The organism is Paracoccus mangrovi (assembly GCF_042648425.1).
Classification (GTDB): Bacteria; Pseudomonadota; Alphaproteobacteria; order Rhodobacterales; family Rhodobacteraceae; genus Paracoccus; species Paracoccus mangrovi.
Genome location: NZ_JBHRXJ010000003.1, coordinates 73,184 through 96,964, shown reverse-complemented (window position 1 = coordinate 96,964; position 23,781 = coordinate 73,184). Strand labels below are relative to the sequence as shown.

Annotated in this window: 24 protein-coding genes; 9 read left to right on the top strand and 15 right to left on the bottom strand. The window is 63.9% G+C overall.

Going from position 1 to position 23,781, the window contains the following annotated elements; genetic code table 11:
• The first annotated feature begins 127 nt into the window (after positions 1-127).
• The 5 genes from ACFOMH_RS05115 (at position 128) to ACFOMH_RS05095 (ending at position 3,865) form a co-directional block, all read left to right on the top strand.
• Positions 128-574, top strand: coding sequence for an RrF2 family transcriptional regulator (locus tag ACFOMH_RS05115; RefSeq protein ID WP_377743053.1), 447 nt, complete (start codon positions 128-130; stop codon positions 572-574).
• Positions 575-741: 167 nt separating this feature from the next.
• Positions 742-1,596, top strand: coding sequence for a shikimate dehydrogenase (locus ACFOMH_RS05110; RefSeq protein WP_377743051.1), 855 nt, complete (start codon positions 742-744; stop codon positions 1,594-1,596).
• Positions 1,593-2,189 carry a dephospho-CoA kinase gene (gene coaE, locus ACFOMH_RS05105; protein WP_377743050.1) on the top strand — a complete coding sequence of 199 codons (597 nt, stop codon included), beginning with the start codon at positions 1,593-1,595 and terminating at the stop codon, positions 2,187-2,189. The genes ACFOMH_RS05110 and coaE overlap by 4 nt, the downstream gene beginning before the upstream one ends.
• The gene (gene dnaQ / locus ACFOMH_RS05100; protein ID WP_377743048.1) at positions 2,182-2,901 is read left to right on the top strand and encodes a DNA polymerase III subunit epsilon; all 720 of its coding nucleotides are present in this window, start codon (positions 2,182-2,184) and stop codon (positions 2,899-2,901) included. The genes coaE and dnaQ overlap by 8 nt, the downstream gene beginning before the upstream one ends.
• Before the next feature lie 91 nt (positions 2,902-2,992).
• Positions 2,993-3,865 carry a YihY/virulence factor BrkB family protein gene (locus ACFOMH_RS05095; protein WP_374425730.1) on the top strand — a complete coding sequence of 291 codons (873 nt, stop codon included), beginning with the start codon at positions 2,993-2,995 and terminating at the stop codon, positions 3,863-3,865.
• A gap of 3 nt (positions 3,866-3,868) precedes the next feature.
• Here the strand turns inward: ACFOMH_RS05095 and ACFOMH_RS05090 are convergent, their stop codons facing one another.
• A complete protein-coding gene (locus ACFOMH_RS05090; RefSeq protein ID WP_374425731.1) occupies positions 3,869-4,192 on the bottom strand; it encodes an ArsR/SmtB family transcription factor in 324 nt (107 codons plus the stop codon).
• A gap of 48 nt (positions 4,193-4,240) precedes the next feature.
• On the opposite strand from ACFOMH_RS05090, the gene ACFOMH_RS05085 reads away from it, so the two are divergent.
• Positions 4,241-5,065: an alpha/beta fold hydrolase gene (locus tag ACFOMH_RS05085; RefSeq protein ID WP_377743045.1), complete on the top strand. Its 825-nt coding sequence runs from the start codon at positions 4,241-4,243 to the stop codon at positions 5,063-5,065.
• On the opposite strand, the gene ACFOMH_RS05080 is transcribed toward ACFOMH_RS05085, so the two are convergent.
• From ACFOMH_RS05080 to ACFOMH_RS05070, 3 genes are read right to left on the bottom strand one after another with little or no spacing between them, the layout of a single operon-like run.
• Positions 5,062-6,834 carry a sensor histidine kinase gene (locus ACFOMH_RS05080; protein ID WP_377743043.1) on the bottom strand — a complete coding sequence of 591 codons (1,773 nt, stop codon included), beginning with the start codon at positions 6,832-6,834 and terminating at the stop codon, positions 5,062-5,064. The genes ACFOMH_RS05085 and ACFOMH_RS05080 overlap by 4 nt on opposite strands.
• 25 nt (positions 6,835-6,859) lie before the next feature.
• Positions 6,860-7,453 (bottom strand): RNA polymerase sigma factor, encoded by a 594-nt coding sequence (locus ACFOMH_RS05075; RefSeq protein ID WP_374425734.1) that lies wholly within the window; start codon positions 7,451-7,453, stop codon positions 6,860-6,862.
• A 5-nt stretch (positions 7,454-7,458) separates the two neighbouring features.
• Positions 7,459-7,605, bottom strand: a complete 147-nt coding sequence (locus tag ACFOMH_RS05070) for a NepR family anti-sigma factor (protein WP_377743041.1) — start codon at positions 7,603-7,605, stop codon at positions 7,459-7,461.
• 91 nt (positions 7,606-7,696) lie between these two features.
• Here ACFOMH_RS05070 and ACFOMH_RS05065 point away from each other — a divergent pair, with 91 nt between their 5' ends.
• Positions 7,697-8,497, top strand: coding sequence for a response regulator (locus ACFOMH_RS05065; protein WP_374425736.1), 801 nt, complete (start codon positions 7,697-7,699; stop codon positions 8,495-8,497).
• A 117-nt stretch (positions 8,498-8,614) separates the two neighbouring features.
• Here ACFOMH_RS05065 and ACFOMH_RS05060 read toward each other — a convergent pair whose 3' ends face one another.
• Positions 8,615-9,169 carry a winged helix-turn-helix transcriptional regulator gene (locus ACFOMH_RS05060; RefSeq protein WP_377743039.1) on the bottom strand — a complete coding sequence of 185 codons (555 nt, stop codon included), beginning with the start codon at positions 9,167-9,169 and terminating at the stop codon, positions 8,615-8,617.
• Between the two features lie 38 nt (positions 9,170-9,207).
• On the opposite strand from ACFOMH_RS05060, the gene ACFOMH_RS05055 reads away from it, so the two are divergent.
• Positions 9,208-9,585, top strand: a complete 378-nt coding sequence (locus ACFOMH_RS05055; RefSeq protein ID WP_377743038.1) for a VOC family protein — start codon at positions 9,208-9,210, stop codon at positions 9,583-9,585.
• Between the two features lie 41 nt (positions 9,586-9,626).
• A complete protein-coding gene (locus ACFOMH_RS05050; RefSeq protein ID WP_377743036.1) occupies positions 9,627-9,995 on the top strand; it encodes a VOC family protein in 369 nt (122 codons plus the stop codon).
• Between the two features lie 51 nt (positions 9,996-10,046).
• Here ACFOMH_RS05050 and ACFOMH_RS05045 read toward each other — a convergent pair whose 3' ends face one another.
• From ACFOMH_RS05045 to ACFOMH_RS05000, 10 genes are all read right to left on the bottom strand, one after another.
• Positions 10,047-11,009, bottom strand: a complete 963-nt coding sequence (locus tag ACFOMH_RS05045) for an NAD(P)H-dependent flavin oxidoreductase (RefSeq protein WP_377743034.1) — start codon at positions 11,007-11,009, stop codon at positions 10,047-10,049.
• Positions 11,010-11,083: 74 nt separating this feature from the next.
• Complete coding sequence (locus ACFOMH_RS05040; RefSeq protein WP_374425741.1) at positions 11,084-12,139, bottom strand: aldo/keto reductase; 1,056 nt, start codon at positions 12,137-12,139, stop codon at positions 11,084-11,086.
• A 52-nt stretch (positions 12,140-12,191) separates the two neighbouring features.
• Positions 12,192-14,111, bottom strand: coding sequence for a selenocysteine-specific translation elongation factor (gene selB / locus ACFOMH_RS05035; protein ID WP_377743032.1), 1,920 nt, complete (start codon positions 14,109-14,111; stop codon positions 12,192-12,194).
• Complete coding sequence (selA, locus tag ACFOMH_RS05030) at positions 14,108-15,445, bottom strand: L-seryl-tRNA(Sec) selenium transferase (RefSeq protein ID WP_377743031.1); 1,338 nt, start codon at positions 15,443-15,445, stop codon at positions 14,108-14,110. The genes selB and selA overlap by 4 nt, the downstream gene beginning before the upstream one ends.
• Entirely contained in the window at positions 15,445-16,353 is a 909-nt protein-coding gene (fdhE, locus tag ACFOMH_RS05025) for a formate dehydrogenase accessory protein FdhE (RefSeq protein WP_377743029.1), read from the bottom strand. Before fdhE ends, selA begins: the two co-directional genes overlap by 1 nt.
• Positions 16,354-16,394: 41 nt before the next feature.
• Entirely contained in the window at positions 16,395-17,081 is a 687-nt protein-coding gene (locus ACFOMH_RS05020) for a formate dehydrogenase subunit gamma (RefSeq protein WP_374425745.1), read from the bottom strand.
• The gene (gene fdxH, locus ACFOMH_RS05015; RefSeq protein ID WP_377743027.1) at positions 17,081-18,070 is read right to left on the bottom strand and encodes a formate dehydrogenase subunit beta; all 990 of its coding nucleotides are present in this window, start codon (positions 18,068-18,070) and stop codon (positions 17,081-17,083) included. The genes ACFOMH_RS05020 and fdxH overlap by 1 nt, the downstream gene beginning before the upstream one ends.
• Entirely contained in the window at positions 18,067-21,156 is a 3,090-nt protein-coding gene (fdnG, locus tag ACFOMH_RS05010) for a formate dehydrogenase-N subunit alpha (RefSeq protein WP_374425747.1), read from the bottom strand. The genes fdxH and fdnG overlap by 4 nt, the downstream gene beginning before the upstream one ends.
• A gap of 140 nt (positions 21,157-21,296) precedes the next feature.
• Positions 21,297-22,373, bottom strand: coding sequence for a 2Fe-2S iron-sulfur cluster-binding protein (locus ACFOMH_RS05005; RefSeq protein ID WP_377743025.1), 1,077 nt, complete (start codon positions 22,371-22,373; stop codon positions 21,297-21,299).
• The gene (locus tag ACFOMH_RS05000; protein ID WP_377743023.1) at positions 22,373-23,611 is read right to left on the bottom strand and encodes an aromatic ring-hydroxylating oxygenase subunit alpha; all 1,239 of its coding nucleotides are present in this window, start codon (positions 23,609-23,611) and stop codon (positions 22,373-22,375) included. Before ACFOMH_RS05000 ends, ACFOMH_RS05005 begins: the two co-directional genes overlap by 1 nt.
• Between the last annotated feature and the right edge of the window lie 170 nt (positions 23,612-23,781).

Here is a 23,781-nt window from a genome sequence, read left to right as displayed (position 1 = left end):
GCAGGAATGCGCAGGGAATGTGTCAGAACCGTGACGCTTTGGCGATAGTTCCTTGGCAATGCAGCGCCAAGCGCGAAATTCTGCCGAAAGCGTTGCAGAACCGGCGCGCGCTGACTAAGGATTCACTATGATCTCTCAGAAAACCAAATACGCCATCAAGGCCTTGATGACGCTCGCGGATGAGGTGGCAGCCGGCGGAAACGCGCTGACCATCGAGGAAATCGCGCAACGCTCGGGCGCCCCCAAGCGGTTTTTGGAACATATCATGCTGGATCTGCGCAATGCGGGCTATGTCGGGTCGCGCCGGGGCAGGGCCGGGGGCTATGTTCTGGTCGCGCAGCCCAAGGATATTTCGCTGGGCACCTTGCTGCGTCAGGTGGACGGTCCGATTGCGCCACTGCCTTGTTTGTCGCGCCATTCCTATCAGCGCTGCGAGGATTGCAGCGACGAGGCCAGCTGCCGGCTGCGCAAGATGTTCGGACAGGTGTTCTGGTCCTATCTGCTGCTAATCGAATCGCTGACGCTTGAGGATGTGCTGAACACCGGCGAGCTGCCCGAGATCGGCGTGCCATGATCGCATCCCGGGGTGACATTCCTGCCATGTCGCCGCAACGCAGTGACCAAAGCGGCTTGACCCCGCAGCGGGCGGGCGGCACTTGTCAATCCCAGCCCGAGCCCGCCATTCCGGGGTCCGGGCCCCTCGACCGCCATGATCGCCAGCCCCGCCAAGACTGACACGCCATGACCGACACGACCCAGCCACCGCAACCTCATCACGCCCCGATTGCCGGGGTGATCGGCTGGCCGATCGCGCATTCGCGTTCCCCCCGGCTGCACGGGCACTGGCTGAAACGCTATGGCATCAACGGGCATTACCTGCCCCTGCCGGTCATGCCCGAACATCTGGCCGAGGTGCTGCGCGCCATGCCGCGCATGGGCTTTGTGGGCGCCAATGTGACCCTGCCGCACAAGGAATCGGTGCTGGTGCTGGCCGATGTCGTGACCGATCGCGCGGCGCTGATCGGGGCGGCGAACACGCTGATCTTTCGTCCCGATGGCAAGATTCACGCCGACAATACCGATGGCTATGGCTTCATCGCCAATATCCGCCAGAATGCGCCGGGCTGGATCCCCGATCTTGGGCCGGCGGCGGTGATCGGCGCGGGGGGCGCGGCGCGGGCCGTCGTCGCCTCGCTTCTGGAAAGCGGGGTGCCCGAGCTGCGCATCGCCAACCGCACCCGCATCCGGGCCGAACAGATCAAGGCCGAATTCGGCGCCAAGGTCGTGGTCTATGACTGGGCCCAGGCCGGCAATATGCTGGAAGGCGCGATGACCGTCGTCAACGCCACCTCGATGGGGATGGAGGGCAAGCCACCGCTGCGCGTGCCGCTTGACGCGCTGGCGCCGGGCACGCTGGTCACCGATCTGGTCTATACGCCGCTGATCACGCCCTTTCTGGCCGAGGCGCAATCGCGGGGATGCGAGATCGTCGATGGGCTGGGCATGCTCTTGCATCAGGCCGCGCCGGGATTTGAACGCTGGTTCGGTCAGCGCCCCGAGGTGGACGACGCCCTGCGTCAGGCCGTTCTGGGATGAGCTTTCGGCTGGGCCTGACCGGCGGGATCGGCATGGGCAAGTCGACCGCCGCACAGATGTTTCGCGAGCTTGGCCATCCGGTCTGGGACGCGGATGCGGCGGTGCATGAACTTTACGCGCCCGGGGGCGGTGCGGTCGCACCGGTGGCGGCGGCCTTTCCGGGCACCGAACGGGACGGCGGCATCGACCGCGCCGCGCTGCGCCGGGCACTGGCCGCGGACCCTTTGGGGTTTCAGCGGCTCGAAGGGATCGTGCATCCGCTGGTCGCCGCCGATCGCGCGGGTTTTGTGGCCCGTCATGCGGATGCGCCCATCGTCGTGCTGGATATCCCGCTCATGTATGAAACCGGCGCCGATGCGGCCATGGACGGGGTCGCGGTGGTCTCGGCCCCCGCAGGGGTACAGCGCGCCCGCGTCATGGCCCGCCCCGGCATGACCGAGGAAAATTTCCAGATGATCCTGTCGCGCCAGATGCCGGATGCGGAAAAGCGCCGGCGCGCGGACTGGATCATCCCTTCGGACACGATGGCGGATGCGCGGGCGGCGATCATGGACATCTGCGACCGCATCATGGCAGAAAAGCCCCATGCGTGAGATCGTTCTTGATACCGAAACCACCGGCTTCGACCCCGAAACCGGCGACCGCATCGTCGAAATCGGCGCGGTCGAGTTGATGAACCACCTGCCCACGGGCCGGACCTATCACCAATATATCAATCCCGAACGCCCAATGCCGAAAGAGGCATTCGACGTTCACGGGCTGGGCGACGATTTCTTGCGTGACAAACCAAAATTCGCGCAGATCGTTCAGGATTTCGTCGATTTCATCGGCGATGACGCCAAGCTGGTCATTCATAACGCCCAGTTCGACATGAAATTCCTGAACGCGGAACTGAAATGGGCGGGACACAGGGTGATGCCCTATTCCCGCGCCGTCGACACGCTGGAAATCGCCCGCAGCAAGTTTCCCGGCGCACAGAATTCACTCGACGCGCTGTGCCGGCGGTTCCGCATCGACAACTCGAACCGGACGCTGCACGGCGCGCTTTTGGACAGCGAGCTGCTCGCCGAGGTCTATCTGGCGCTGATGGGGGGTCGTCAGCCGGGACTGGTTCTGGATGTCGGGGCCGGTCTGGGCCTTGGCGATGGCGGGCGCGGCGGGGCAGCGGGGGCGACACCCCGCGGGCCGCGTCCACGCCCGCTGGACGTCCGCCTGACCCCGGCCGAGGCCGAAGCGCACGCAACGTTCATTGCAAAAATGGGCGACAAGGCGGTGTGGCTTCGCTACAAGTCGGGCAAGGCCTGATGCCGCATAAAGACGGCGAAACCATCAAGAGGCCGCCCCATGGGCAGGTCGGTCGGGTAAAGGTCGGTCGGGCAAAGACGGAGGCAGGCGGTTGATCCGGGATATCTGGCTGTTCATTCAGGCGATATTCGAGCGGATGGACAAGATCCATATCAGCCTGATCGCCGCCGGGATCGCCTTTTACGCCATGTTCGCGGTCTTTCCCGGGTTGGCGGCGCTGTTCGCGCTATGGGGGCTGTGGCTCGATCCCGCGCTGATCGAGGGCTATATCCACACCACCGACGAATTCATCCCCGAAGGCGCGGGCCAGATCATCTATGGCCAGATCAATTCGCTGATCGCGGCGGGGCGGACGCAACTGGGCTGGACCACGGCCATTTCCTTTCTGATCGCGACCATTTCGGCGCGGCAGGGGGTCGGCGGGCTGATCCAGGGGTTGAACGCCGCGCATGGCGTGCGGTCGCATTCCACGGTCACCGGTTTCATCCTGGCCTATGTGCTGACGCTGGCGATTGTGGGGGTGATCGTGCTGGGGCTGGTGACGATCATCATCGTGCCCATCGCCTTTAACTTTCTGCCCGAAACGCCGATGCGGGACTGGCTTCTGGGGTCGCTGCCATGGATGGCGGTGTTCTTTATCGTGATGGTGGTGATCGGCATCATCTATCGCTATGGCCCGAATGTGAAAGCGCCGCGCACGCCGATCTTTACCTGGGGCGCGCTGTTCGCGGCGCTGGCCTGGGCGGTCGTGTCCTATGGGTTCTCGTCCTATCTGAGCAGCTTCAACAGCTATAACCGCATCTATGGTTCGATCGGGGCGGTCGTCGCCTTGTTGATGTGGTTCTTTCTGGGCGGGTTTTCGGTGCTTCTGGGGGCGCTGATCAATCTGGAACTGGCCCGCCGCCGCCGCTTTATCGCCGCGCGCGCCCTGCGGCAGGGGGCACGGGAAAGCGCCGGGAAATAGCCGCTAGCCGGCGCCCCCCGACAGACCAAGCTCGGCCCGCACCCAGTCCAGATATTGCCCGATCGCGGCATCGTCGCGTTTGCAATAGGACCATTTCAGATGCCGGCGCACGGTGATGAACCCGGCCTGACGCAGAATATCCAGATGCCGGCTGGCGGTCGGCTGGGTCACGGTCAGCGCCTCGGCCAGCAAGGTCATGCAGACACCGAATTCGACCGGATCGGCCGATTGCTGATGACCGAAATGCCGCCCCGGCGCCGCCAGAAGGCGCAGGATCTTCATCCGGGGCGGGCTGGCCATGGCCTTGATTTGGGTTGCTCTGTCCATGTCTTTCATCATATCGTTAATTAGCTAAATGACAATGTGATTCCCGCCATGCTGGATCTGCCGAACACGACCGTCATCGACGGAAATGCCATCCGCTGGGGCAGGATCGGGGCCGGCCCGCCGCTGGTTGCCATTCACGGCACACCGTTTTCGTCGCAAGTCTGGCGCCGGATCGCGCCGCAGCTCGCGGATCGCAGGACGGTCTATTATTTCGACCTTGCCGGTTATGGCCTGTCCGAGATGCGCGACGGACAGGATGTGTCGCTTGCCGTGCAGAACCGGCTGCTGGCGGCGCTGTTCGCGGAATGGGGGCTCTCTCGGCCCGATGTTCTGGCCCATGATTTCGGCGGGGCGACGGCGCTCAGGGGGCATTATCTGAACGGGCTGGATTATGCCTCGTTGACGATCTTTGACGCGGTGGCGCTGGCGCCATGGGGTTCGCCTCTGGTTCGTCATGTCCGCGCGCATGCGGCGGCGTTTTCGGGAATGCCCGATTACATGCATCGCGCGGTGCTGCGCGCCTATCTGCAAACGGCCGCGCATCACCCCCTGTCCGACGAAGCGATGCAGATCTATTCCGCGCCGTGGCTTGGCCCGGTCGGCCAGCCGGCATTCTATCGCCAGATCGCCCAGATGGATCAGCGCTATACCGATGAGGTCGAAAACCTGTACGGACGGATGGATTTTCCGGTCACCGTTCTTTGGGGGGAACAGGATGGCTGGATCCCCCATGCGATGGGCGAAAGGCTGGCGGCCAGAATCTCGGACCGCGCCGCGATCCGGATCCCCGAGGCCGGCCATCTGGTCCAGGAGGATCGCCCCGAGGCCATCGTCGCGGCGGTTCTGAAACAGATCGGCCCGCCGCCCGGCTAATGCCGCGCCCCCGGCCGCGCGGCCGAGGTCAGCACCACCTGCGCGGGTTCCGCCCCATCGCCGCGCGGATGCGGATGATCGACCCCGAACCGCAGCCGCAACAGGAAACGGCCATCGGCCAGCTCATGCTCGGCCTCGCCCTCAAGCTGGGTGGCAAAGGCCTCGATCAGCTGGCTGCCAAGGCCCGTGCCCTCGGCATCGGGGCTTTCGGCGACCGAGTTCTCGACCTCGAGCACGGCGGTCGACGGCCCCTCCATCCGCAGGGTGACCCGCACCCAGGGCTGGGCCTCGGGGTCCGAGGCGCCGGAATATTTCAGCGCATTGGTGATCGCCTCGGTCGCAAGCAACGTCAGCGGCACCGCCTGATCGGGCATCAGCACCAGCGGCGCGAGCTTGGTGTCGATGCGCAAGCCCGCGCCCGGCCCGACGGATGCATTGGCCATCTGGTTGATGATGTCACCGATCAGCCGGTCGGCCTCGACGGAATCCAGATGCTCGGCCTGATACAGGTTGCGATAGATGGTGGCCAGCGACGCCACCCGATCCTGAACTGAGCGCAGGACCCGCTTGGCATCGGCATGGTCGATCACCCGGATCTGCATGTTGATGATCGAGGCGATCAGTTGCAGGTTGTTCTTGACCCGGTGATGGACCTCTTTCAACAGCACGGTCTTTTCGTTGACCGAGGCCTCCATCGCCTCTTCGTCGCGGATCAGGATGCGGGCCATGTTATGGAAGGTCTGGCTCATGTCCTCGATCTCGGCGGGGGCGTCGGCCAGCACCGGCGGGGGCGTCGAACGATCGCCGATGGCAAAGCGCCGCATCTGGCCGCGCAGCTCGCGGATATGGCGCAGCACCAGCCGATAGACCGCGAAATAGGCCACCACCAGCGAGGCCGCCCACAGGATCAGCGGCAGGATCAGCGCCGTGCGCCGGGTGATGTCGATACCCCCGATGCCGCTATCGGCGCGGTTCCACGATCCCAGCGCATAGACCAGCCCCGGCACCACCGGGACCACGCTGAACACCCGCCTTTCGCCGGAATTGGACATGTCGCGAAACGCCGTCTCGCTGCGCGACAAAAGCGAGGGCAGGGTTTGCCCCTTGGGTAGCACGCTTTCCAGATCCTCGGGGCTGTCGCTGTCGGATGACAGGATCTGTCCCTGGCTGTTGAAGGTCAGAATGCGCGCGCCCTCGGTCCCCATCCCCGAGACATGCGTCGAACGCAACAGGTCATGGGTCATCGCCACGCCGATATAGCCCAGCAGATCGACCCCGCGATAAAGCGGCTGGATCACCACGACAATCGAGCGGTCGGTGATCAGCCCGTCGGTGCTGGTCGTCACCAAGGTGCCGGGGCTGGCGATGAACTGTTTATAAACCGCGTCCTGCGACAGGTCATAGACCCCGGGAACCGACGAACATTCCGTCGTCCCGTCCAGCCGGGTGAACCCGGCATAGACGAAATTCACCGTGCGCTGGACAAAGCCGCGCATGATGTCGGAACAGGCCTTGGGCTTGTCCATGGTTTCCAGAACGGCCGGACCCAGCGCATCGGCGGTGCCAAGCGCGCCTTGTAACAGCGCGCGTTCCCCCGCCGCCGCCGTCGCCGTCCGCCCCAAAAGCGCGATTTCCGACGAGCGTTCGTATTCGCGCGACAGATGCAGCGTCTGAATGACCGAAATCAGGCCGATGGGCAGGATCGCCACCGACAACAGCCCGCCCAGGCGAAAGCCCAGCCTTTTGGTGAATTCCAGTCGGTCGAACAATCGCCGCAGCACGACGGCTTTCCCTTCAGCGCATGGTCGGGGCGTTTTGCGCCATGACCGCCAGCGTGGCGCGGTCGGTCATCTCAAGCTCTTCGCCATCCTCAAGGTGCAAAAGCTCGGCCAGACGGCGGCGGCCGCGATTGGCGCGCGACTTGACGGTGCCCACGGCGACGCCGGTCATCGAGGCGGCCTCCTCATAGGAAAAGCCCGAGGCACCCACCAGGATCAGCGCCTCGCGCTGTTCATCGGGCAGCTTTTCAAAAGCGGCGCGGAAATCGTTCAGCGCAAGACGGCCGTCATGTTCGGGCCGCGTCGCCTGACGGGCGGCATGGATGCCGTCGCTGTCGCTGACCTCGCGGCGGGTCTTGCGACGGGCGGAATAAAAGGTGTTTCGCAAAATCGTGAACAGCCAGGCCCGCAGATTGGTGCCGGGCTGGAATTTATCGATATGCGTCCATGCCTTGACGATGGTGTCCTGCACCAGATCGTCGGCCGATGCGCCATCGCGCGTCAGTGACAGGGCAAAGGCGCGCAATGCGGGCAGGTGCTCGACCAACTCGTCCCGGGGATCGCCATGGTCACCGGCACGCGCGGCTTGCGCCGCCTTACGATCAGTCATGCAGTTCACTCCTGCTCGCGCAATTTGTCGAGCAATTGCAGAAATCGATCGGGGATCTGCTGCGTTGTCTCTTGCTCATAAACCCGTCGCAAATTCTCGTCTATCTGCTTTTCGATGGCCGCTCTCTTGCGTTCCTTACGCCTGGTATTCATTTTTTAGTTATTCCCGAAATCTTGTGCGCACGTTGTGTAACGGATAGGTATCCGAAGAGGTTCCAACCTAAGACGCTTTTTTGAGGCCACCATGACCGCAGATCTCGCCCAGTCGATCAGCCGGGAGCTGCCCTATCTTCGCCGCTATGCGCGCGCGCTGACCGGCAGTCAGACCGCCGGCGACAACTATGCCGCCGCCACGCTTGAGGCGATCCTCAGCGATCGCAGCCTGGCCGAGGGCGCAGAGATGCGCATCGCGCTGTTTCGCACCTTTCACGCCATCTGGCAAAGCTCGGGCCAGCCGGTCGAACAGGGCGCCCAAGGCACCCGCGAGGCGCGCGCCCAGGCCCATCTGCAAGGGCTGACCCCGAATTCGCGCGAGGCGCTGCTTTTGCGCACCATCGAGGAATTGCGCTATGACCAGATCGCGCTGGTCATGCAATGCCCGCAGGCCGAGGCCGAAGAACTGGTCCAGATCGCACTCAATGAAATGGGTCAGTCGGTGTCCGGCAAGGTCATGGTGATCGAGGACGAAACCATCATCGCCATGGATCTTAAGGGCATCGTCCAGACCCTGGGCCATGAGGTGACCGGCGTCGCCCGCACCCACAAGGCGGCGGTCGAACTGGCCCACAAGATCCGGCCCGACCTGATCCTGGCCGATATCCAGCTCGCCGACGGCTCGTCCGGGATCGATGCGGTGAACGAATTGCTGGCCGATATGGGCGAACTGCCGGTGATCTTCATCACCGCCTTCCCCGAGCGGCTTTTGACCGGCGACCGGCCGGAACCGGCCTTCCTGATTTCGAAACCCTATTCCGAGGAACAGGTGCGTTCGGCGGTCAGCCAGGCGATGTTCTTTGCCTCGACCGAGGGGCTGACGGTCTCGTAACCCGGCACCCGGCGGATAAGCGAAAAGCGCGGCTTTGGGGCCGCGCTTTTTTCGTTCGGGATATGGCGGCATGTCCGCTTTGCGGGACGATGCGGACGGTCATCCGAATTGTTGACGCTATAGCTGTGTGTAACCTGTTTCAGTTGCCGCGCCGGTGACTTTGGTGATCATCGCCCCGGTGTGGATCGTCGAATAGATCGGCTTTGGGGGGCGCATCATGTCGTCGACGCTGCGGCGAATCCACGATCGCTCTTCCATGGATTGCAAGGACTGCGACAGCGCGCGATCCGAGATGGTCAGCAGACGCCGCTTGATCTCGGTGAACTGGCTTGGTCTGTGCAGGACGGTCAGCACCGGGACCGTCCATGACCGCCGAAGCAGGTCCTGATTCTCATCCCCCGACAGGTGCTGGATTCTGCTCGCCAGTTCGGCCACGCCCGCCCCTTGCTTCGTCAGGCGGAACTCGGGACGCAGCGGATGTCCGTGGCCGGGATTGCGCTCCAGAAGACCGATATCGATCAGGTGATCCATGCTTTGCGCAAAGGCGGTCCGGCTGGCGCCCGTGGCTGTCAGCAAGGGGGCCTGACGACCCGGAACCCCGTCATGCAGGCTTGCCAGGATCGGCAATGCCCATGCGCGCGAGGTGACATTGACAAGAAATTTTATGTCCATTAAGTATAGTTACTAAATTTAGTTTTTAAAGGGAAGCCATGTCACTTGTCAAATTGATGGACACGATCACAATCGCGATATCAGTCACGGACAGGCACGCAAGCGCAAGGTGGTACAAGGACATGCTTGGGTTTGAGGCGCTGTACCATGCCGATGATGCCGGCTGGTCGGAATTGCAGACCAATACCGCCGGTGTCACGATTGGCCTTGGCGAACACACCAAGCCGGCGCCGGGCAACAGTGTCCCCGTCTTCGGCATAGCCGATCTTGTTTCGGCCCGGCAGCAACTCGAACAGGCCGGGGTGCGGTTTGACGGCCCGAACGACGTGATCGAGGGCATGGTCCAGACGGCCACCTTTTACGACCCCGATGGCAACGCACTCATGCTTGCCGAAGATCTGACGGGGCGCGCGTGATCATTGCGCGCTTGTCCAGAACTGCGGCGGCTCTTCTGGCGATGACCGGATTTGCGGCGGCTGAGCCCTTTCAGGAAGTCACCGTCGGCATCCCGGTCGCCGACCTAGCCAAGGCTGAGGTCTGGTACGCAAGGCTTCTTGGCCCGGGCGCTGAAATCCTGCGCCCCTATCCGGGCGCTACAGAGTTCAAGGTCGCGCCCGGGGTCTGGCTTCAGCTTTTTGAGCCAGAGGGTGATTTGGCCGCGAAACACGTTTTGCGCTTCATGGTGGACGATATCGCAACGGTGCAGGCGGCGCATGCCAGTATGGGGATCAATTCGGGCGAGGCCATCAAGGTGCCCGGTCTGGTGACATTCTCGGAATTCAGCGATCCCGACGGAAACTTGCTGGGTCTTTACGACCTTCCATAGAGATGCTGCCGCAATCCCGGCAAGTGGCCGCGTCGGGCTGATCGCCGCCCATCACATCGCCGCAACTGCCGCCTTGGCCGCCGCATATTCCCCGGCCAGCCGGTCCACCAAGGCACCCGCCGGCACGACATCATGCACGGCGCCGATGCCCTGACCGGCGCCCCAGATCTGGCTCCAGGCTTTGACCGAGGTCATGCCAAAATTCATCGAGGACGCGTCCGCCCGGTCCAGATTGTCGGGGTCCAGCCCGGAATTCTTGATCGACTGCGCCAGATAGTTCCCGGAAACCCCGGTAAAGAGCGACGTGGTGACGATATCCATCGCCCCGCTGTCCACGATCATGCGCTTGTAATCGGGCTGGGCGTTGGCTTCTTCGGTCGCGATGAAGGGGCTGCCGATATAGGCCAGATCGGCGCCCATCACCTGCGCCGCCAGCACCGCGCGCCCGGTCGCAATCGCCCCCGACAACAACAGGGGGCCGTCGAACCATTCGCGGATTTCCTGAATCAGCGCGAAAGGCGATTGCGGGCCGGCATGGCCGCCGGCACCGGCGGCAACCGCGATCAGCCCGTCGGCACCCTTTTCGATCGCCTTTTTCGCGAAGGTGTTGTTGATGATGTCATGCAGCGCGATGCCACCGCAATCATGGGCGGCGGCGTTCACCTCGGGGCGGGCGCCAAGGCTGGTGATCCAGATCGGCACCTTGTGGCGGTGACAGATTTCGATGTCGCGTTCCAGCCGGGCATTGGAACGATGCACGATCTGATTGACCGCAAAGGGCGCGGCGGGGCGGTCGGGATTGGCCTGATTGTGGCGATCCAGTTCCTCGGAGATGCGGGTCAGCCATGCCTCAAGCTGCACCGGCTCGCCATCCTTTTCGCGCGCGTTCAGCGCCGGAAAACTGCCTACGATCCCGGCCTTGCACTGGGCAATGACAAGTTCCGGCCCCGAGACGATGAACATCGGCGAGGCAACAACGGGAATGCGCAGATTGGCAAGGATGGGCGGCAGCATGGGTTCTCCTCCGATCAGATGGCGGCAGACTGCATTCGCCATGCCCACCTGCCAATCCGTTCCGTTACGTCGAATCAGAAGGGCCAGGGATATTCGCGGTGAAATTGCGAAATCCGCGACAGCGCCTCATCCGTCAGCCGCAGGCTCAGCCCGGCCAGAATATGGTCCAGCTGCGGGATATCGGTCGCACCGATGATCGGGATCACGGGGAACGGCCGCTGCCGGGTAAAGGCGATTGCGGCATGGACCGGGTCCAGCCGCAGATCGGCCATCAGCTTGTGCCATGCCGCGACGGCCTCTTCGGCGCGACGGGTGCGGCGGCCGCCGATATTGCCCTGACCGCCATTGGCGCGGTCGACGGCGGCGCGGCTGCCGGCCGGTTCGGCCCCGCGCAGATATTTCCCGGTCAAAAGCCCGCCGGCCAGCGTCGAATAGGCCAAAAGGGTCACGTTCTCATTCACCGCCAGTTCCGCCAGATCGGTGTCGAACTGTCGGTAGAGCGCCGAATATTCGTTCTGGATCGCGACCACGCGCGGCGCGCCGATACGCTCGGCCACGTCGATCCAGCGCGCGGTCCCCCAAGCGGATTCGTTGGACAGGCCAAAGGCGCGGATCTTGCCGGCCTTATGCGCGTCGGCCACCGCCTCAAGGACATCGGCCATATGGTCCAGCGTCCGCGCCTTGTCCTGGCGCGAGGGGTCGAAATTCCAGTTCTGGCGAAAGGCATAGCTGTCGCGCAGCGGCCAGTGCAGTTGGTAAAGATCGATCACATCGGTTTTCAGCCGTGCCAGCGACTGGTCCAGCGTCTGACGCAGGATGCGGCCGCTATAGCCTTCGCGGCGGACCATATCGCCCGGGCCGCTGATCTTGGTCGCGATCTGAACCCGGTCGCGCACCCCGCGCGCGGCGATCCAGTCGCCGACGATTTCCTCGGTCCGGCCGATGGTTTCGCGCCGCACCGGGTTCACCGGATACATCTCGGCGGTGTCCAGGAATGTGATGCCGGCATCAAGCGCGCGGTCCATCTGGCGATGGGCATTCTCGGCGCTGGTCTGGTTGCCGAAGGTCATCGTTCCCAGACAGATATCGCTGACCGAAACCCCGCTATCCCCAAGCATCATGCCTTGCATCTGTGTCCTTTCCCCGGGTCCGGTCGCCCGACCTCTTTTCTAGGGTTCACGCCTAAGACCCGTCCGGCGTGAACAGGTCGATCCGGTGGGGATTGATGCGCCGAAGATCGCCACGACGCAAGGTCAGTCCCAGCCGGTCAAAGAAATCCAGCGCCTGAATCGCGACCTTTCGCCCGTTCTGCAACCGATCACGAAAACCCGGCGCGGTAAACCATCCCTCGGGCGCGGCGGTGGCAAGCTCACGCAGGATGGCGACCATTTCGACCGTGGTCGCGCGCAGAAAGAAATGGTCATGCGCGATCTGATCCACGCGCCCCTGTCGCGCCGCCATGCGCAGGATGCGGCGCAGATCCGTCTCATCCGCCGCCAGATTCCCGGCCAGATCGCGCACCCGGGGCGGGCGAAAGCGTTCCTCGCCGCCCAGCCGGGGCAGAACCTGCGCCAAAAGCGCCTCATCCGTCGGGGTAAGCTGGGGGATATGACCGGGCAGACGGACGAACGCCCCGTCCAGCGTGATGCGCCCGGCCTCGGCCTCGGCGCGGATGAAGCCGGCAAAGCCCTCGCGCGGCAGACGCGGGCGCAGCATCAGGCGCAGACGCTCGCGGCCCAGCCCCTGAAGATCGGGGTTCTCGTCGTGAAAACCCGCAAGCCCCGCCTGCACCCCATCCCGCAGCGCCATCAGCGCGGTCGGCGCCAGCGCAAGCCGCGTGCCCGCGATCACCGCAACGGCGGAATCGGCAATGGCACGGTCCAGCTGGGCCGGGGCCATGGCGCGGTCATGGGCGAAATCGTCCAGATCGACGGGCGCGTGACCGGCCAGTTCCGCCAGCGCCCGGGCCGGATCTGAAAGCGCCATGGCCCGCAGCGCAGCCAGCCGTTCCGGCGCGGCGCGGCGGCGCAGGGGCGCGCGCAAATCGACGACCCGGCCGCCGCCGATGGTGCGCCGGGCCGATATGTCGCGCAGAATGAAACGGTCGCCCACATTGGCGGCGATGGGATGATCCAGCGCGATCTGGGCCAGCCCCGCCCCGCCGGGCAGCAACGGCCCGTCCAGCGCGATCACCCGCGCGCTGGTTTCGGCCGCGCCCAGATGCAGGTGGACCGGTTGCCAGGGTTGCAGCGCCCGCGCCTCGGTCGCCAGCAGCCGCAGCTCGACATCCATGCGCTGGGTGGGCGCATGCAGGGCCGGATCCAGCGCCACCTGACCGCGCGAGATCGCATCGCGGCTGATCCCGTCGCCGGTCAGGTTCAGCGCACAGCGCTGGCCGGCAAGCCCCTGTTCCGCCTTGCGATTCTGGGCATGAATGCCGCGCACCCGCGCCGACAGGCCCGAGGGGCTGATCAGGATCTGATCCCCCAGCGCCACCTGTCCCGAGAGCACCGTTCCGGTGACCACGGTCCCGGCACCGGTCAGGGTAAAGCTGCGATCCACCGCCAGCCGGAAGCGGCCATCGCTGGCGCGGCGGATCGCCTGTGCCTCGGCCTGCGCCAGCGCATCGCGCAGATCGCCGATCCCCGCCCCGCTCAGCGCCGAGACCGGCAGCACCGGCGCCCCCGCCAGCGTGGTCGGCGCCAGCAGCGCCGCGATCTCGGCGCCAAGCGTCGCGATACGCGCGGCATCGGCCAGATCGGATTTGGTCAACGCGACAATGCCCCGCCCGATCCCCAGCAGATCGAGGATCGCCAGATGTTCGCGGGTCTGCGGCATGATCCCGTCATCGGCGGCAATGACCAACAACGCAAGATCGATACCGCCCGCCCCCGCCAGCATCGTATGCACAAAGCGTTCATGCCCCGGCACATCGACAAAGCCAGTCACCGCGCCGGCGCCCAGATCGGCATAGGCAAAGCCCAACTCGATGGTGATGCCGCGGGCCTTTTCCTCGGCCAGGCGGTCGGCATCGGTGCCGGTCAGCGCCTTGACCAGCGCGGTCTTGCCATGGTCGATATGGCCGGCCGTGCCGACGATCATGCGCCCAGGGCGTCCAGAAGCGCCGCGTCATCGGGCAGACAGCGCAGGTCCAGGATCAGCGCGCCGTCATGGATGCGGCCAATGACCGGGGTGGCCAGCCCGCGCAGGCGCGCGCTCAGCGCCTCGGCGCCCGGGGTCAGGGCCAGACCGGCGCTGGCGATGTTTTCCGTGGGCAGCGCGCCCGATCCGATCTGGCTGGCGCAATCGCGCACCGCCACCTGACAGTTCAGCAGCGTCGCGACGCGCGGGGCCAGACGCTCGGCCTGGGCGCGGATTTCGGCCTGCGGGCGGGCCAGCATGCGCAGCGTCGGCAGACGTTCGGCCAGCCGGTCGGGGTCGCGATAAAGCCGCAGCGTCGCCTCGGTCGCGGCAATGCGGATCTTGTCCATGCGCAGCGCGCGTTTCAGCGGATTGGCGTTGATTTTCGCAATGATCTCGCGCCGGCCGACGATGAAACCGGCCTGCGGCCCGCCCAAAAGCTTGTCGCCCGAAAAGGTCACCACATCCGCGCCCTCGGCCACGGCCTCGGCGACGGTGGGTTCGGGCGAAAGCCCCCAGCGCCGCAGATCGACCAGCGTCCCCGAGCCCAGATCGTTGACCAAAGGCAGCCCCGCCTGATGCGCGATTTCGGCAAGTTCGGGGGCCAGAACCTCTTTGGTAAAGCCCTCGATCCGGTAGTTCGAGGTATGCACCTTCATCAACAGGCCGGTTTCGGGGCCGATCGCGGCGCGGTAATCCTTGGCATGGGTGCGGTTGGTGGTCCCCACCTCGCGCAGGCGGCAGCCGGCCTGTTCCATGATCGCGGGCATGCGGAATGCGCCGCCGATCTCGATCAGCTCACCGCGCGACACCACCGCCTCGCGGCCAAGGGCCAGCGTGTTCAGCACGATCAGCACGGCGGCGGCGTTGTTGTTGACGATGGTGGCGTCCTCGGCCCCGGTCAGCTCGCAAAGCAGTCCGCGCAGATGATCGTCACGCTGACCGCGGCCGCCGCCATCCAGATCGAATTCCAGCGCGGCGGGCGCCCGCATGGCGGCAATCGCGGCATCAACGGCGTCATCGGCCAGCAGCGCGCGGCCCAGATTGGTGTGCAGCACCGTCCCGGTCAGGTTCAGCACCGGCCGCAGGGCGGAACGCGCCCGATCCTCCAACGCCGCCGATACGCGGGCCAGAATGCCCGCCATATCGGGCAGGGGGTCGGGACGGGTGGCCCGGATCGCCGCCAGCTCGGCGCGCAGCGCATCCGTCACCGCCGCACGGCCATGCCGGTCCAAGATCGGCCCGCCGGCGGCCAGCAGCCGGTCGACCGAGGGCAGCCCCCGCAAATCGCCCATCAATACCCCATCAGGAACGGGTTATAGCCGCCGCGTTCCCATTCCGTGTCCCGCATCAGCATGTCCAGCCCAAGGCTGGCGACATCGTCGGCAATGGGTTCCAGCGTCGGGTTCTTGTTCTGATACAGGATCTTGACCCATTTGCCGCATTCGCGACAGCATTCCGCCTTGACCGTCGCCTCGCCGGTTTCGACCGAGCGATAGGTGATCCCCTTGGTCGAGCCGCAGCAGGTGCATTTCACCCGCACCTCGTTCCAGAGCGTCTGGCAGGTGGCGCAGGAACAATAGCGCGCGCCCTCGGCCCCGATGTTTTCGGTCACGAGCGAGGCGGCGGCACGACCGCCGCAGGCCGGGCAGATGCCGGTGCGGATCGGCACCAGCCGGTCCAGCGGCAGGGTGGCGGCGGCCATCGCGGCATGGACTTGCAGCGCGGCGGCGGCAAAGAGATGCGGCGCCACGCTGTCGGCGGGAATGGTGTCGGTCAAGACATTGGTCAGCACCCAGTCGCGATCCTCGGGCGTGGCGTCGCGCAGCGCGACCAGCGCAAGGCGCGCCGGCTCGGGCATGTCCAGACCCGCCAGCCGGTCCAGCAGCGCATCCAGCGTGGCCGAAAGCCCGGCCCGCATCTGATTGCGGTCCAGCGGCGGCATCCGGCTTGAACGCGCAAGTTCGATCCGTTCGGCCGGCAGCGGCGCGGGGGCGGGCAGATCGCGCACCAGCCCGGCCTGAACCCGGCTGATCGCGGCCAGAAATTCCAGATAGGGCGCAAGATTGGGGTTATAGCCGGCCAGAAAGGCAAAGCGTTCGGCGCGGGTTGCAAAGACCGCCTCGGGATCGGGCAGGCGCGCCAAGGGAACCTTGGCGACGCCACCGATGATCGAGGGGTCGGGTTTCAGACTTGCAGACATGTCATCCTTTGGGCCGACCGGCCACTTGTGGGTGTCGGGCGCTACTCTGCCGGGCCGCGTCCTTCGCGTCCAGCCAGTTCACGCAACCATTTGCGATGGTGCCGCCATGCCCAGCCACCGGTGACGGTGCCGCGCGTCATGGCGCGGATCGTGCCCCGGGTCCAGATCGCCGCATAGACATGCAGGATAAACACCAGGATGATCGCCACCGCCGCCAGCGAATGGACCAGAACCGCCCAGCGCCGGACCGGAATGGTGACCAGATCGGGGAAATACTGTTCCCAGATCATCACCCCCGAACCGATCAGGATCAGGATCAGCCCCGCCATCGCCCAAAAGATGAATTTCTGCCCGGCATTGTATTTGCCGATCTCGGGCAGCTTTTCCTCATCCCCCTTGATGACGTCGCCGATATTTTCGACCCAGGTCACATCCTCGGGCTTGGGCAGGTTCAGCCGCCAAAGCTGAAGGAACAGGATGAGGAAGCTGAAAAACAGCACGATGCCCACGATCGGATGCAGCCAGCGCGTCGTCTGGCCGCCACCGAACAACCCGGTCAGGAAATAGAGATAGGGCGAAAACAGCGCCATGCCCGACAGCAAAAGCACGATCAGGCTGGCCGCGGTGACCCAGTGATTGGCGCGGGTAAAGCCGCGATAGCGGCTGACGATCACCGGATCGATTTCCTCGATCCGGTCGCCGCTCTGGGAATAGTAGCGTTTGGCCATCACCCCCTCCTGTCTTCGGTTGGAAGGCTGTTTTCGACCAGCTCCTCGGCCTCGTGATCATCCTCGGCCGAGACGGTATTGGGGCGCGCAAACAGCCCGTGCAGCACCGATCCGATGGCCGCGACGCTAATCGCGGCAAGGCCGATGGTCTTGGCCGGCCCCTTCCAGCCCTCGACCACACCCGAAATCTTGGGATCGGCGGGCAGGTTGGAATAGAGCTGCGGCTTGTCGGCATGGGGCAGCACATAGAACACATGCGTCCCGCCCACGCCCTGGGGATCATAGATGCCGGCATTTCCATAGCCGCGCGATTTCAGATCCTCGACCCGGGTTTCGGCATGGGCGACCATGTCGTCCTTGGTGCCGAAAACGATGGCCTCGGTCGGGCAGGCCTTGGCGCAGGCCGGCCCCTGACCCACGGCGACCCGGTCCGAACAGAGCGTGCATTTCTTGCTGACATGCGCGGTCTTGCTGATGCGGGGGATGTCAAAGGGACAGCCGGTGACGCAATAGCCGCAGCCGATGCAATTGTCGGAAATGAAATCCACGATGCCGTTCGAATATTGCACGATGGCGCCGGGCGCCGGGCAGGCCTTGAGGCAGCCCGGATCGGCACAATGCATGCAGCCATCCTTGCGGATCAGCCATTCGAACTCCCCGGTTTCGGGGTTTTCGTATTCGTTGAACCGCATCAGCGTGAACATCTGGTCCGACAGGTCGGCCGGGTTCTGATAGCTGCCGACATTTTCGCCGATTTCGGGATGGGTGTCGTTCCATTCCGCACAGGCCGATTGGCAGGCCTTGCAGCCGATGCATTTGCTGACATCGATCAGCTTGGCGACCGGCGTCAGTTCCCGTTCCGGCGCCGGCAGATCGGGCATGGCCGAGGCGCGGACGACATCGCCCGGCCCCAGATTGGCCTTCATCGGCTGGATCGGCGGGTTCGATACCGCCGTGCGCGGGCTGTCAAGGTTCGGATCGGTGCTCATGATACCGCCTCCCCGGTGCTGGGTTCGATATTGATCAGGAACGCCTTGTATTCCGGCGTCTCGATATTGGCGTCACCCAGGAAGGGCGTCAGGCTGTTCGGCCCGAAGCCCTTTTTCGCCGCACCCATAAAGCCCCAATGCAGCGGGATGCCGACGACATGGACCAGCTTGTCACCGCATTGCAGCGGTTTGATCCGCCCCGTCACCAGCGCCTTTGCCTTGACCGATCCGCGCTTGGACCAGACCCGCACCCAGCCGCCATTGGTGATGCCGCGTTCCTCGGCCAGCTGATGGCTCAGCTCGACGAAGAATTGCGGCTGCAAGGCCGAGTTGATGCGGTTGTGCTTGGTCCAATAGTGGAAATGCTCGGTCAGCCGGTACGAGGTCGCGACAAAGGGGAACTCGGCGCTGCCGGTTTCGGCCAGCTGCGCGGCATCATCGGCAAAGACCCGGGCCACCGGGTTGCCGCGCAACTCGGGGTTAAGGGCATTGGCCAGCGGGCTTTCGAACGGCTCCATATGGGTCGGGAAGGGTCCGTCCCGCATCATGCCGCGCGTGAACAGCCGCGATACGCCCTCGGGGTTCATGATAAAGGGCATGACCTCTTCGGGTTTGGCGGTCACGGCGGTGTCGGGCACGTCGTAACCGACCCATTTTTCGCCGTTCCATTCGATCAGCTTGCGCGTCGGATCCCAGGGCTTGCCCTGCAAATCCGCCGAAGCGCGGTTATAGAGGATGCGCCGGTTCAGCGGCCAGGCAAAGGACCAGCCCAGATAGGCGCCGGTCTCATCGGGATCGGCGGTATCGCGGCGGGCCATGTTGTTGCCGTCTTCGTTCCAGCAGCCGGAAAAGATCCAGCAACCGGCCATGGTCGAGCCGTCATCGCGCAGCTGGCTGAAATTCAGAAGCTGCTTGCCACTGGCGGCGACGACCTTGGTCGCATCCTTGGGATCATAGACATCCGAAAGCGCGCGGCCGTTCATTTCCTTGGCCAGTTCCTCGGCCGTGGGTTCATGGGGATCGGCATAATCCCAGGTCAGATTCAGGATCGGATCCGGGAAAACCCCGCCCTCGTCCTGATACAGTTTTTTGACCCGGTTAAAGATGCCGGCCATGATCCAGGTGTCGCGCTGTGCCTGACCCGGGGGGGTTCCCGCAGCCCAGTGCCATTGCATCCAGCGGCCCGAATTGACCAGCGAGCCGTCATCCTCGGCAAAGCTGGTGGTGGGCAGCTCGATCACCTCGGTCTGGATCGAGGCCGAATCCACGTCGTTGAATTCGCCGTGGTTTTCCCAGAAATGCGCGGTCTCGGTTTCCAGCGGATCCATGACGACCAGCAGCTTCAGCTTGCTCAGCGCCGAGGTCAGCTTGCCCCGGTTCGGGAAAGACAGAAGCGGGTTGAAGCCCTGACAGAAGTACAGGTTCACCTCGCCCTTGGCCATCATGTCGAACATGCGCAGGATGTCATAGCTGGGCACGTCCAGCTTGGGCAGGTAATGATAGGCCCAGTCGTTTTCGACGGTTGCCGCATCGCCCCACATGGCCTTCATGAAGCTGACCATGAATTTGGGATAGTTCTGCCAATAGCTGATCTGACCGGGCCGCAGCGGCTTATAGGTCCGGCTGGCCATATAGGTCGTCCAGTCGGCTTCCTTTTCGGTCGGGATGTTCAGATAGCCCGGGATCAGGTTCGACATCAGGCCAAGATCGGTCAGGCCCTGAATGTTGGAATGCCCGCGCAGCGCGTTCATGCCGCCGCCACGCACCCCGATATTGCCCAGGATCAGCTGCAACATCGCCATGCCGCGAATGTTCTGCGAACCCTTGGAATGCTGGGTCCATCCCAGCGCATACATCGAGGTCATGGTCTTGTCGGGCGCCGAGCATTCGCCGATCATTTCGGCGATATGCAGGAACTTGTCCCTGGGCGTGCCGCAGATCTGTTCGACCAGCTCGGGCGTATAGCGCGAGACATGCTCTTTCAGCAGGTTCCAGACACAGCGCGGATGCTGCAATGTCGGGTCGACCTGGGCAAAGCCATCCGCGCCGATGACGTAATCCCAGCTGGATTTGTCGTAATCGCGCTTTTCGGCGTCATAGCCGGAAAACAGCCCGTCGCTCCAACCGAATTCGTCTTTCACGATGAACGACGCATTGGTGTAGTTGCGGACATAGTCCCACTGCACCTTGTCGTTCTGGATCATCCAGTTGATCATCCCCATCAGGAAGGCGATGTCCGAGCCGGGGCGGATCGGGGCATAGTAATCCGACACCGCGGCCGTCCGCGTGAACCGCGGGTCGACGACGATCAGCTTGGCACCGCGATGGGCCTTGGCCTCGGTCACCCATTTGAAGCCGCAAGGATGGGCCTCGGCGGCATTGCCGCCCATGACGATCACAAGGTCGGTATTCTTGATATCAGTCCAGGAATTCGTCATCGCGCCGCGACCGAACGTAGGAGCCAAACTGGCCACCGTAGGTCCGTGTCAAACGCGTGCCTGGTTATCGAAACCGACGATCCCCATGGACCGGACCGCTTTATAGGTCAGCCATGCGGTTTCGTTGGTGGTTGCCGATGCTGCCAGAAAGCCCGTCGTGGTCCAGCGGTTGACGGTCACGCCCGCCTCGTTCTGCTGGATCAGGTTGGCGTCGCGGTCATCCTTGAGGGCGCGGGCGATCTTGTCGAGCGCCTCTTCCCAGGTGATTTCCTCGAACCGGTCGGAACCGGGCCGGCGGATGCGCGGCTGGGTCAGACGGGTCTGCGAATGCACCGTATCTTTCAGCGCCGCACCCTTGGGGCACAGCGTGCCACGGTTCGTCGGGTGATCGGCATCGCCTTCGATATGGACGATCTGGGCGGTCTCGCCGGCGGCAAGATCGCCGTCGGAATAGATCAGGATGCCGCAGGCGACAGAACAATATGTGCAGGTGTTGCGCGTTTCCGTGGTGTTGAACAGCTTGAAGGCGCGCACATGCGCCTGTTCCGCCGCCTCAGCCCCGCCGAAGCCCAAGGCCCCCAGCGATGTCGCCGCAACCCCCGCACCCGCAAGCCTTAGAAAGCCGCGCCGCGAGAGGTCAATGTTCATCATGCCCTCCTGCTGCCTGTCAAAAAGATAGGTACGCGGAAAGGATGCGCCGTGCTGCGACATCTTGTCAAGCAGCCAGATCGGCGCATCAATCACATCTTTGCGGTTAGAACTTTATGATTTTCTTTGTTTTTAACGGATCACACCTCGACCGCGACCGCACCGATCGGGTGCGAACAACAGGCCAGGATATAGCCTTCCTCGATATCCTCGTCCGAGATGCCGCCGTTATGGACCATATGCACCTCGCCGCCGGTTTTGCGGATCTTGCAGGTCCCGCAAAGCCCGAAGGTACAGCCCGAGGGGATGTTCAGCCCATTGGCCTTGGCCACGGCCAGAACGGTATCGGTTTCATGGCATTTCGCCGTCACGCCCGAGACGGCAAAGGTGATTTCGGCGCGCGTATCCTCATCGGGGACGACATCCTCGATCACCGGGGCCTCGGCCTCGTTGCGAATCGGGGCGCCAAAGCTTTCCTGGTGATAGTGCTCCATATCGAAGCCCAGCGCGACCAGCATGTCGCGCACCGCCTGCATGAAGGGTTCGGGCCCGCAGCAGAACACCTCGCGTTCCAGATAGTCGGGCGCCATCAGGCCCAGCATGATCTGGTTCAACCGGCCCTGATAGCCGTGCCAGGTGCGAAAGGGATCGCCCTCTTCGACGGTAAAGCGCAGTTGCAGGCCGGGCACGCGGTCGGCCATCCCCTCAAGCCGCTGGCGAAAGATGATGTCGCTGGGCGTGCGCGCGGCATGGACGAAAACGATGTCGGGCATTTCGCCCGAATCCCAGGCCCAGGTGGTCATCGACATCAGGGGCGTCACCCCCGACCCGGCCGAGATGAACAGGTATTTCGGCGCCTCGTGCCGGACAAAGCTGAAAATCCCCGCAGGACCGTAAGCTTTCAGCCGCATGCCGGGGCGCAGATGGTCGATCATCCAGCGGCCGCCCACGCTGCCCGGCTGGGCCTTGACCGTGACCGAAATCGACAGCGGCCGCGACGGGCTGGAACTGATCGTATAGGTGCGCTGCACATTTCCGCCGGGCGTGGGCAGGTCCAGCGTGATGAACTGTCCGGGTTGATAGTCGAACCATGCCCCCGAGGGCGCGCGGAATGTGAAGGTGGCGGTGTCCGTCGTTTCGGGCACCACCATCGCGCATTCCAGCGGCTCGTCATCCTTCCAGGGCGTATCGCCAAAGGCCTTGATCAGCGTCGCCATTATTCCGCCGCCATCGCCGGACGCGGGGAAAGGCGGTCCTGCATGGTGCGCACATACCAGTCCACGAAATGGATCACGCCCTCTTCCTGATTGGGGGAATAGGGGCCGGGCTCATAGGCAGGCGAGCGGATGCCCTTCTGGTTTTCCTCGACCACGCGGCGATCTTCGTCATTGGTGTTGATCCAGACCTCGGTCAGGGCCTTCAGGTCGTAATCCTTGCCCTCGACGGCATCCTTGTGGACCAGCCATTTGCTGGTCACCTCGGTCTGGGTCGGGCTGATCGGCAGCAGGCGGAAGACGATGGCGTGATCAGGCAGGAAGTGGTTCCAGCTCGACGGGAAGTGATAGAACATCAGGCTGCCGGCATCGTTCCACGGGATCGTGCCCATACGCCGGTTCACCGCCGCCTTGGTCGACATGGTAAAGCTTTCGGCATTGTTCAAAAGCGGCACCCGCGCGAACCGCCATTGCATGCCCGGATCGTTGACGAAACGCGCCGCCAGCCCGGCCTTGTCGCAGCGGTCCCAATGGGAAAGGATTTCCGGCGAGGCGGCATTCGGCCCCTCCATCACCGTCATCAGCGGGTTGTCGGAATAGGTCCGGCAAAGCGAGGGGTGAGAGCCGCCGCAATGATAGCATTCGCGGTTGTTTTCGATCACCAGCTTCCAGTTGCCCTGTTCGACGATGGTCGAGGTAAAGGCGACCTTGGCATTCGACAGGTCAGAGGCGCCGACATAATCGTCCATGAAGCCGCCGAGACGGTCGAATGCCGGCGGATCCTCGGCCAGACAGACATAGACCAGCCCGCCCCGGTCCTGAACGTGAACCGGTTTGAGGCTGAATTGCGAGGCGTCGAAATCCGCGCCCATGTCGCGCGCGAACAAAAGCCGGCCGTCCAGATCATAGGTCCACTGATGATAAGGACAGACCAGCTTGGGCGAGGATCCGTTCTCTTTGGGGCAAAGCCGCTGGCCGCGATGGCGGCAAACATTGTGGAATGCCCGGATCTGGCCGTCGGCGCCGCGCACGATCACGATGGGATAGGCGCCGATCTGCAAGGTGGCATGGTTGCCGGTCTTGGGAATGTCGCAAGACGGGATCGCGAACACCCATTCGCGATACCACAGGTTTTCAAGATCGGCCTGATAGACGCCTTCGTCGCAATAAAGATCGCGGCTCAGCGAATAGTTGCGGCGACGCTGGTCAAGTTGGGTCAGGATATCGGCAGTGTTCAGCATGGCTGGGGTTCCGGTGGCTGTCTGGGTCCGCTTTCATGCAGGATTGCACGCGTTTGGCCCCGCACAATCCTTCAAATGCGACGCTCGGATGACGGAAACGAACCTTGTCTGTCACAGCGGTGCGACCACGCGCGTCAGGGCAAAGGCAAAGCGAAAGATCGTACAAGGTT

Bases quoted from the DNA above. Each gene is read 5' to 3' on its own strand.
- ACFOMH_RS05045 (WP_377743034.1), bottom strand. From the start codon at position 11,009: ATGCTGCCGCCCATCCTTGCCAATCTGCGCATTCCCGTTGTTGCCTCG.
- selB (WP_377743032.1), bottom strand. From the start codon at position 14,111: ATGATCGTCGGCACGGCCGGCCATATCGACCATGGCAAGACCGCGCTG.
- ACFOMH_RS05075 (WP_374425734.1), bottom strand. From the start codon at position 7,453: ATGACTGATCGTAAGGCGGCGCAAGCCGCGCGTGCCGGTGACCATGGC.
- ACFOMH_RS05005 (WP_377743025.1), bottom strand. From the start codon at position 22,373: ATGGCGACGCTGATCAAGGCCTTTGGCGATACGCCCTGGAAGGATGAC.
- ACFOMH_RS05055 (WP_377743038.1), top strand. From the start codon at position 9,208: ATGTCACTTGTCAAATTGATGGACACGATCACAATCGCGATATCAGTC.
- dnaQ (WP_377743048.1), top strand. From the start codon at position 2,182: ATGCGTGAGATCGTTCTTGATACCGAAACCACCGGCTTCGACCCCGAA.
- ACFOMH_RS05110 (WP_377743051.1), top strand. From the start codon at position 742: ATGACCGACACGACCCAGCCACCGCAACCTCATCACGCCCCGATTGCC.
- ACFOMH_RS05060 (WP_377743039.1), bottom strand. From the start codon at position 9,169: ATGGACATAAAATTTCTTGTCAATGTCACCTCGCGCGCATGGGCATTG.
- ACFOMH_RS05065 (WP_374425736.1), top strand. From the start codon at position 7,697: ATGACCGCAGATCTCGCCCAGTCGATCAGCCGGGAGCTGCCCTATCTT.
- ACFOMH_RS05090 (WP_374425731.1), bottom strand. From the start codon at position 4,192: ATGGACAGAGCAACCCAAATCAAGGCCATGGCCAGCCCGCCCCGGATG.
- ACFOMH_RS05070 (WP_377743041.1), bottom strand. From the start codon at position 7,605: ATGAATACCAGGCGTAAGGAACGCAAGAGAGCGGCCATCGAAAAGCAG.
- ACFOMH_RS05085 (WP_377743045.1), top strand. From the start codon at position 4,241: ATGCTGGATCTGCCGAACACGACCGTCATCGACGGAAATGCCATCCGC.
- selA (WP_377743031.1), bottom strand. From the start codon at position 15,445: ATGGGCGATTTGCGGGGGCTGCCCTCGGTCGACCGGCTGCTGGCCGCC.
- ACFOMH_RS05020 (WP_374425745.1), bottom strand. From the start codon at position 17,081: ATGGCCAAACGCTACTATTCCCAGAGCGGCGACCGGATCGAGGAAATC.
- ACFOMH_RS05000 (WP_377743023.1), bottom strand. From the start codon at position 23,611: ATGCTGAACACTGCCGATATCCTGACCCAACTTGACCAGCGTCGCCGC.
- ACFOMH_RS05050 (WP_377743036.1), top strand. From the start codon at position 9,627: ATGACCGGATTTGCGGCGGCTGAGCCCTTTCAGGAAGTCACCGTCGGC.
- ACFOMH_RS05115 (WP_377743053.1), top strand. From the start codon at position 128: ATGATCTCTCAGAAAACCAAATACGCCATCAAGGCCTTGATGACGCTC.
- fdxH (WP_377743027.1), bottom strand. From the start codon at position 18,070: ATGAGCACCGATCCGAACCTTGACAGCCCGCGCACGGCGGTATCGAAC.
- coaE (WP_377743050.1), top strand. From the start codon at position 1,593: ATGAGCTTTCGGCTGGGCCTGACCGGCGGGATCGGCATGGGCAAGTCG.
- ACFOMH_RS05040 (WP_374425741.1), bottom strand. From the start codon at position 12,139: ATGCAAGGCATGATGCTTGGGGATAGCGGGGTTTCGGTCAGCGATATC.
- fdhE (WP_377743029.1), bottom strand. From the start codon at position 16,353: ATGTCTGCAAGTCTGAAACCCGACCCCTCGATCATCGGTGGCGTCGCC.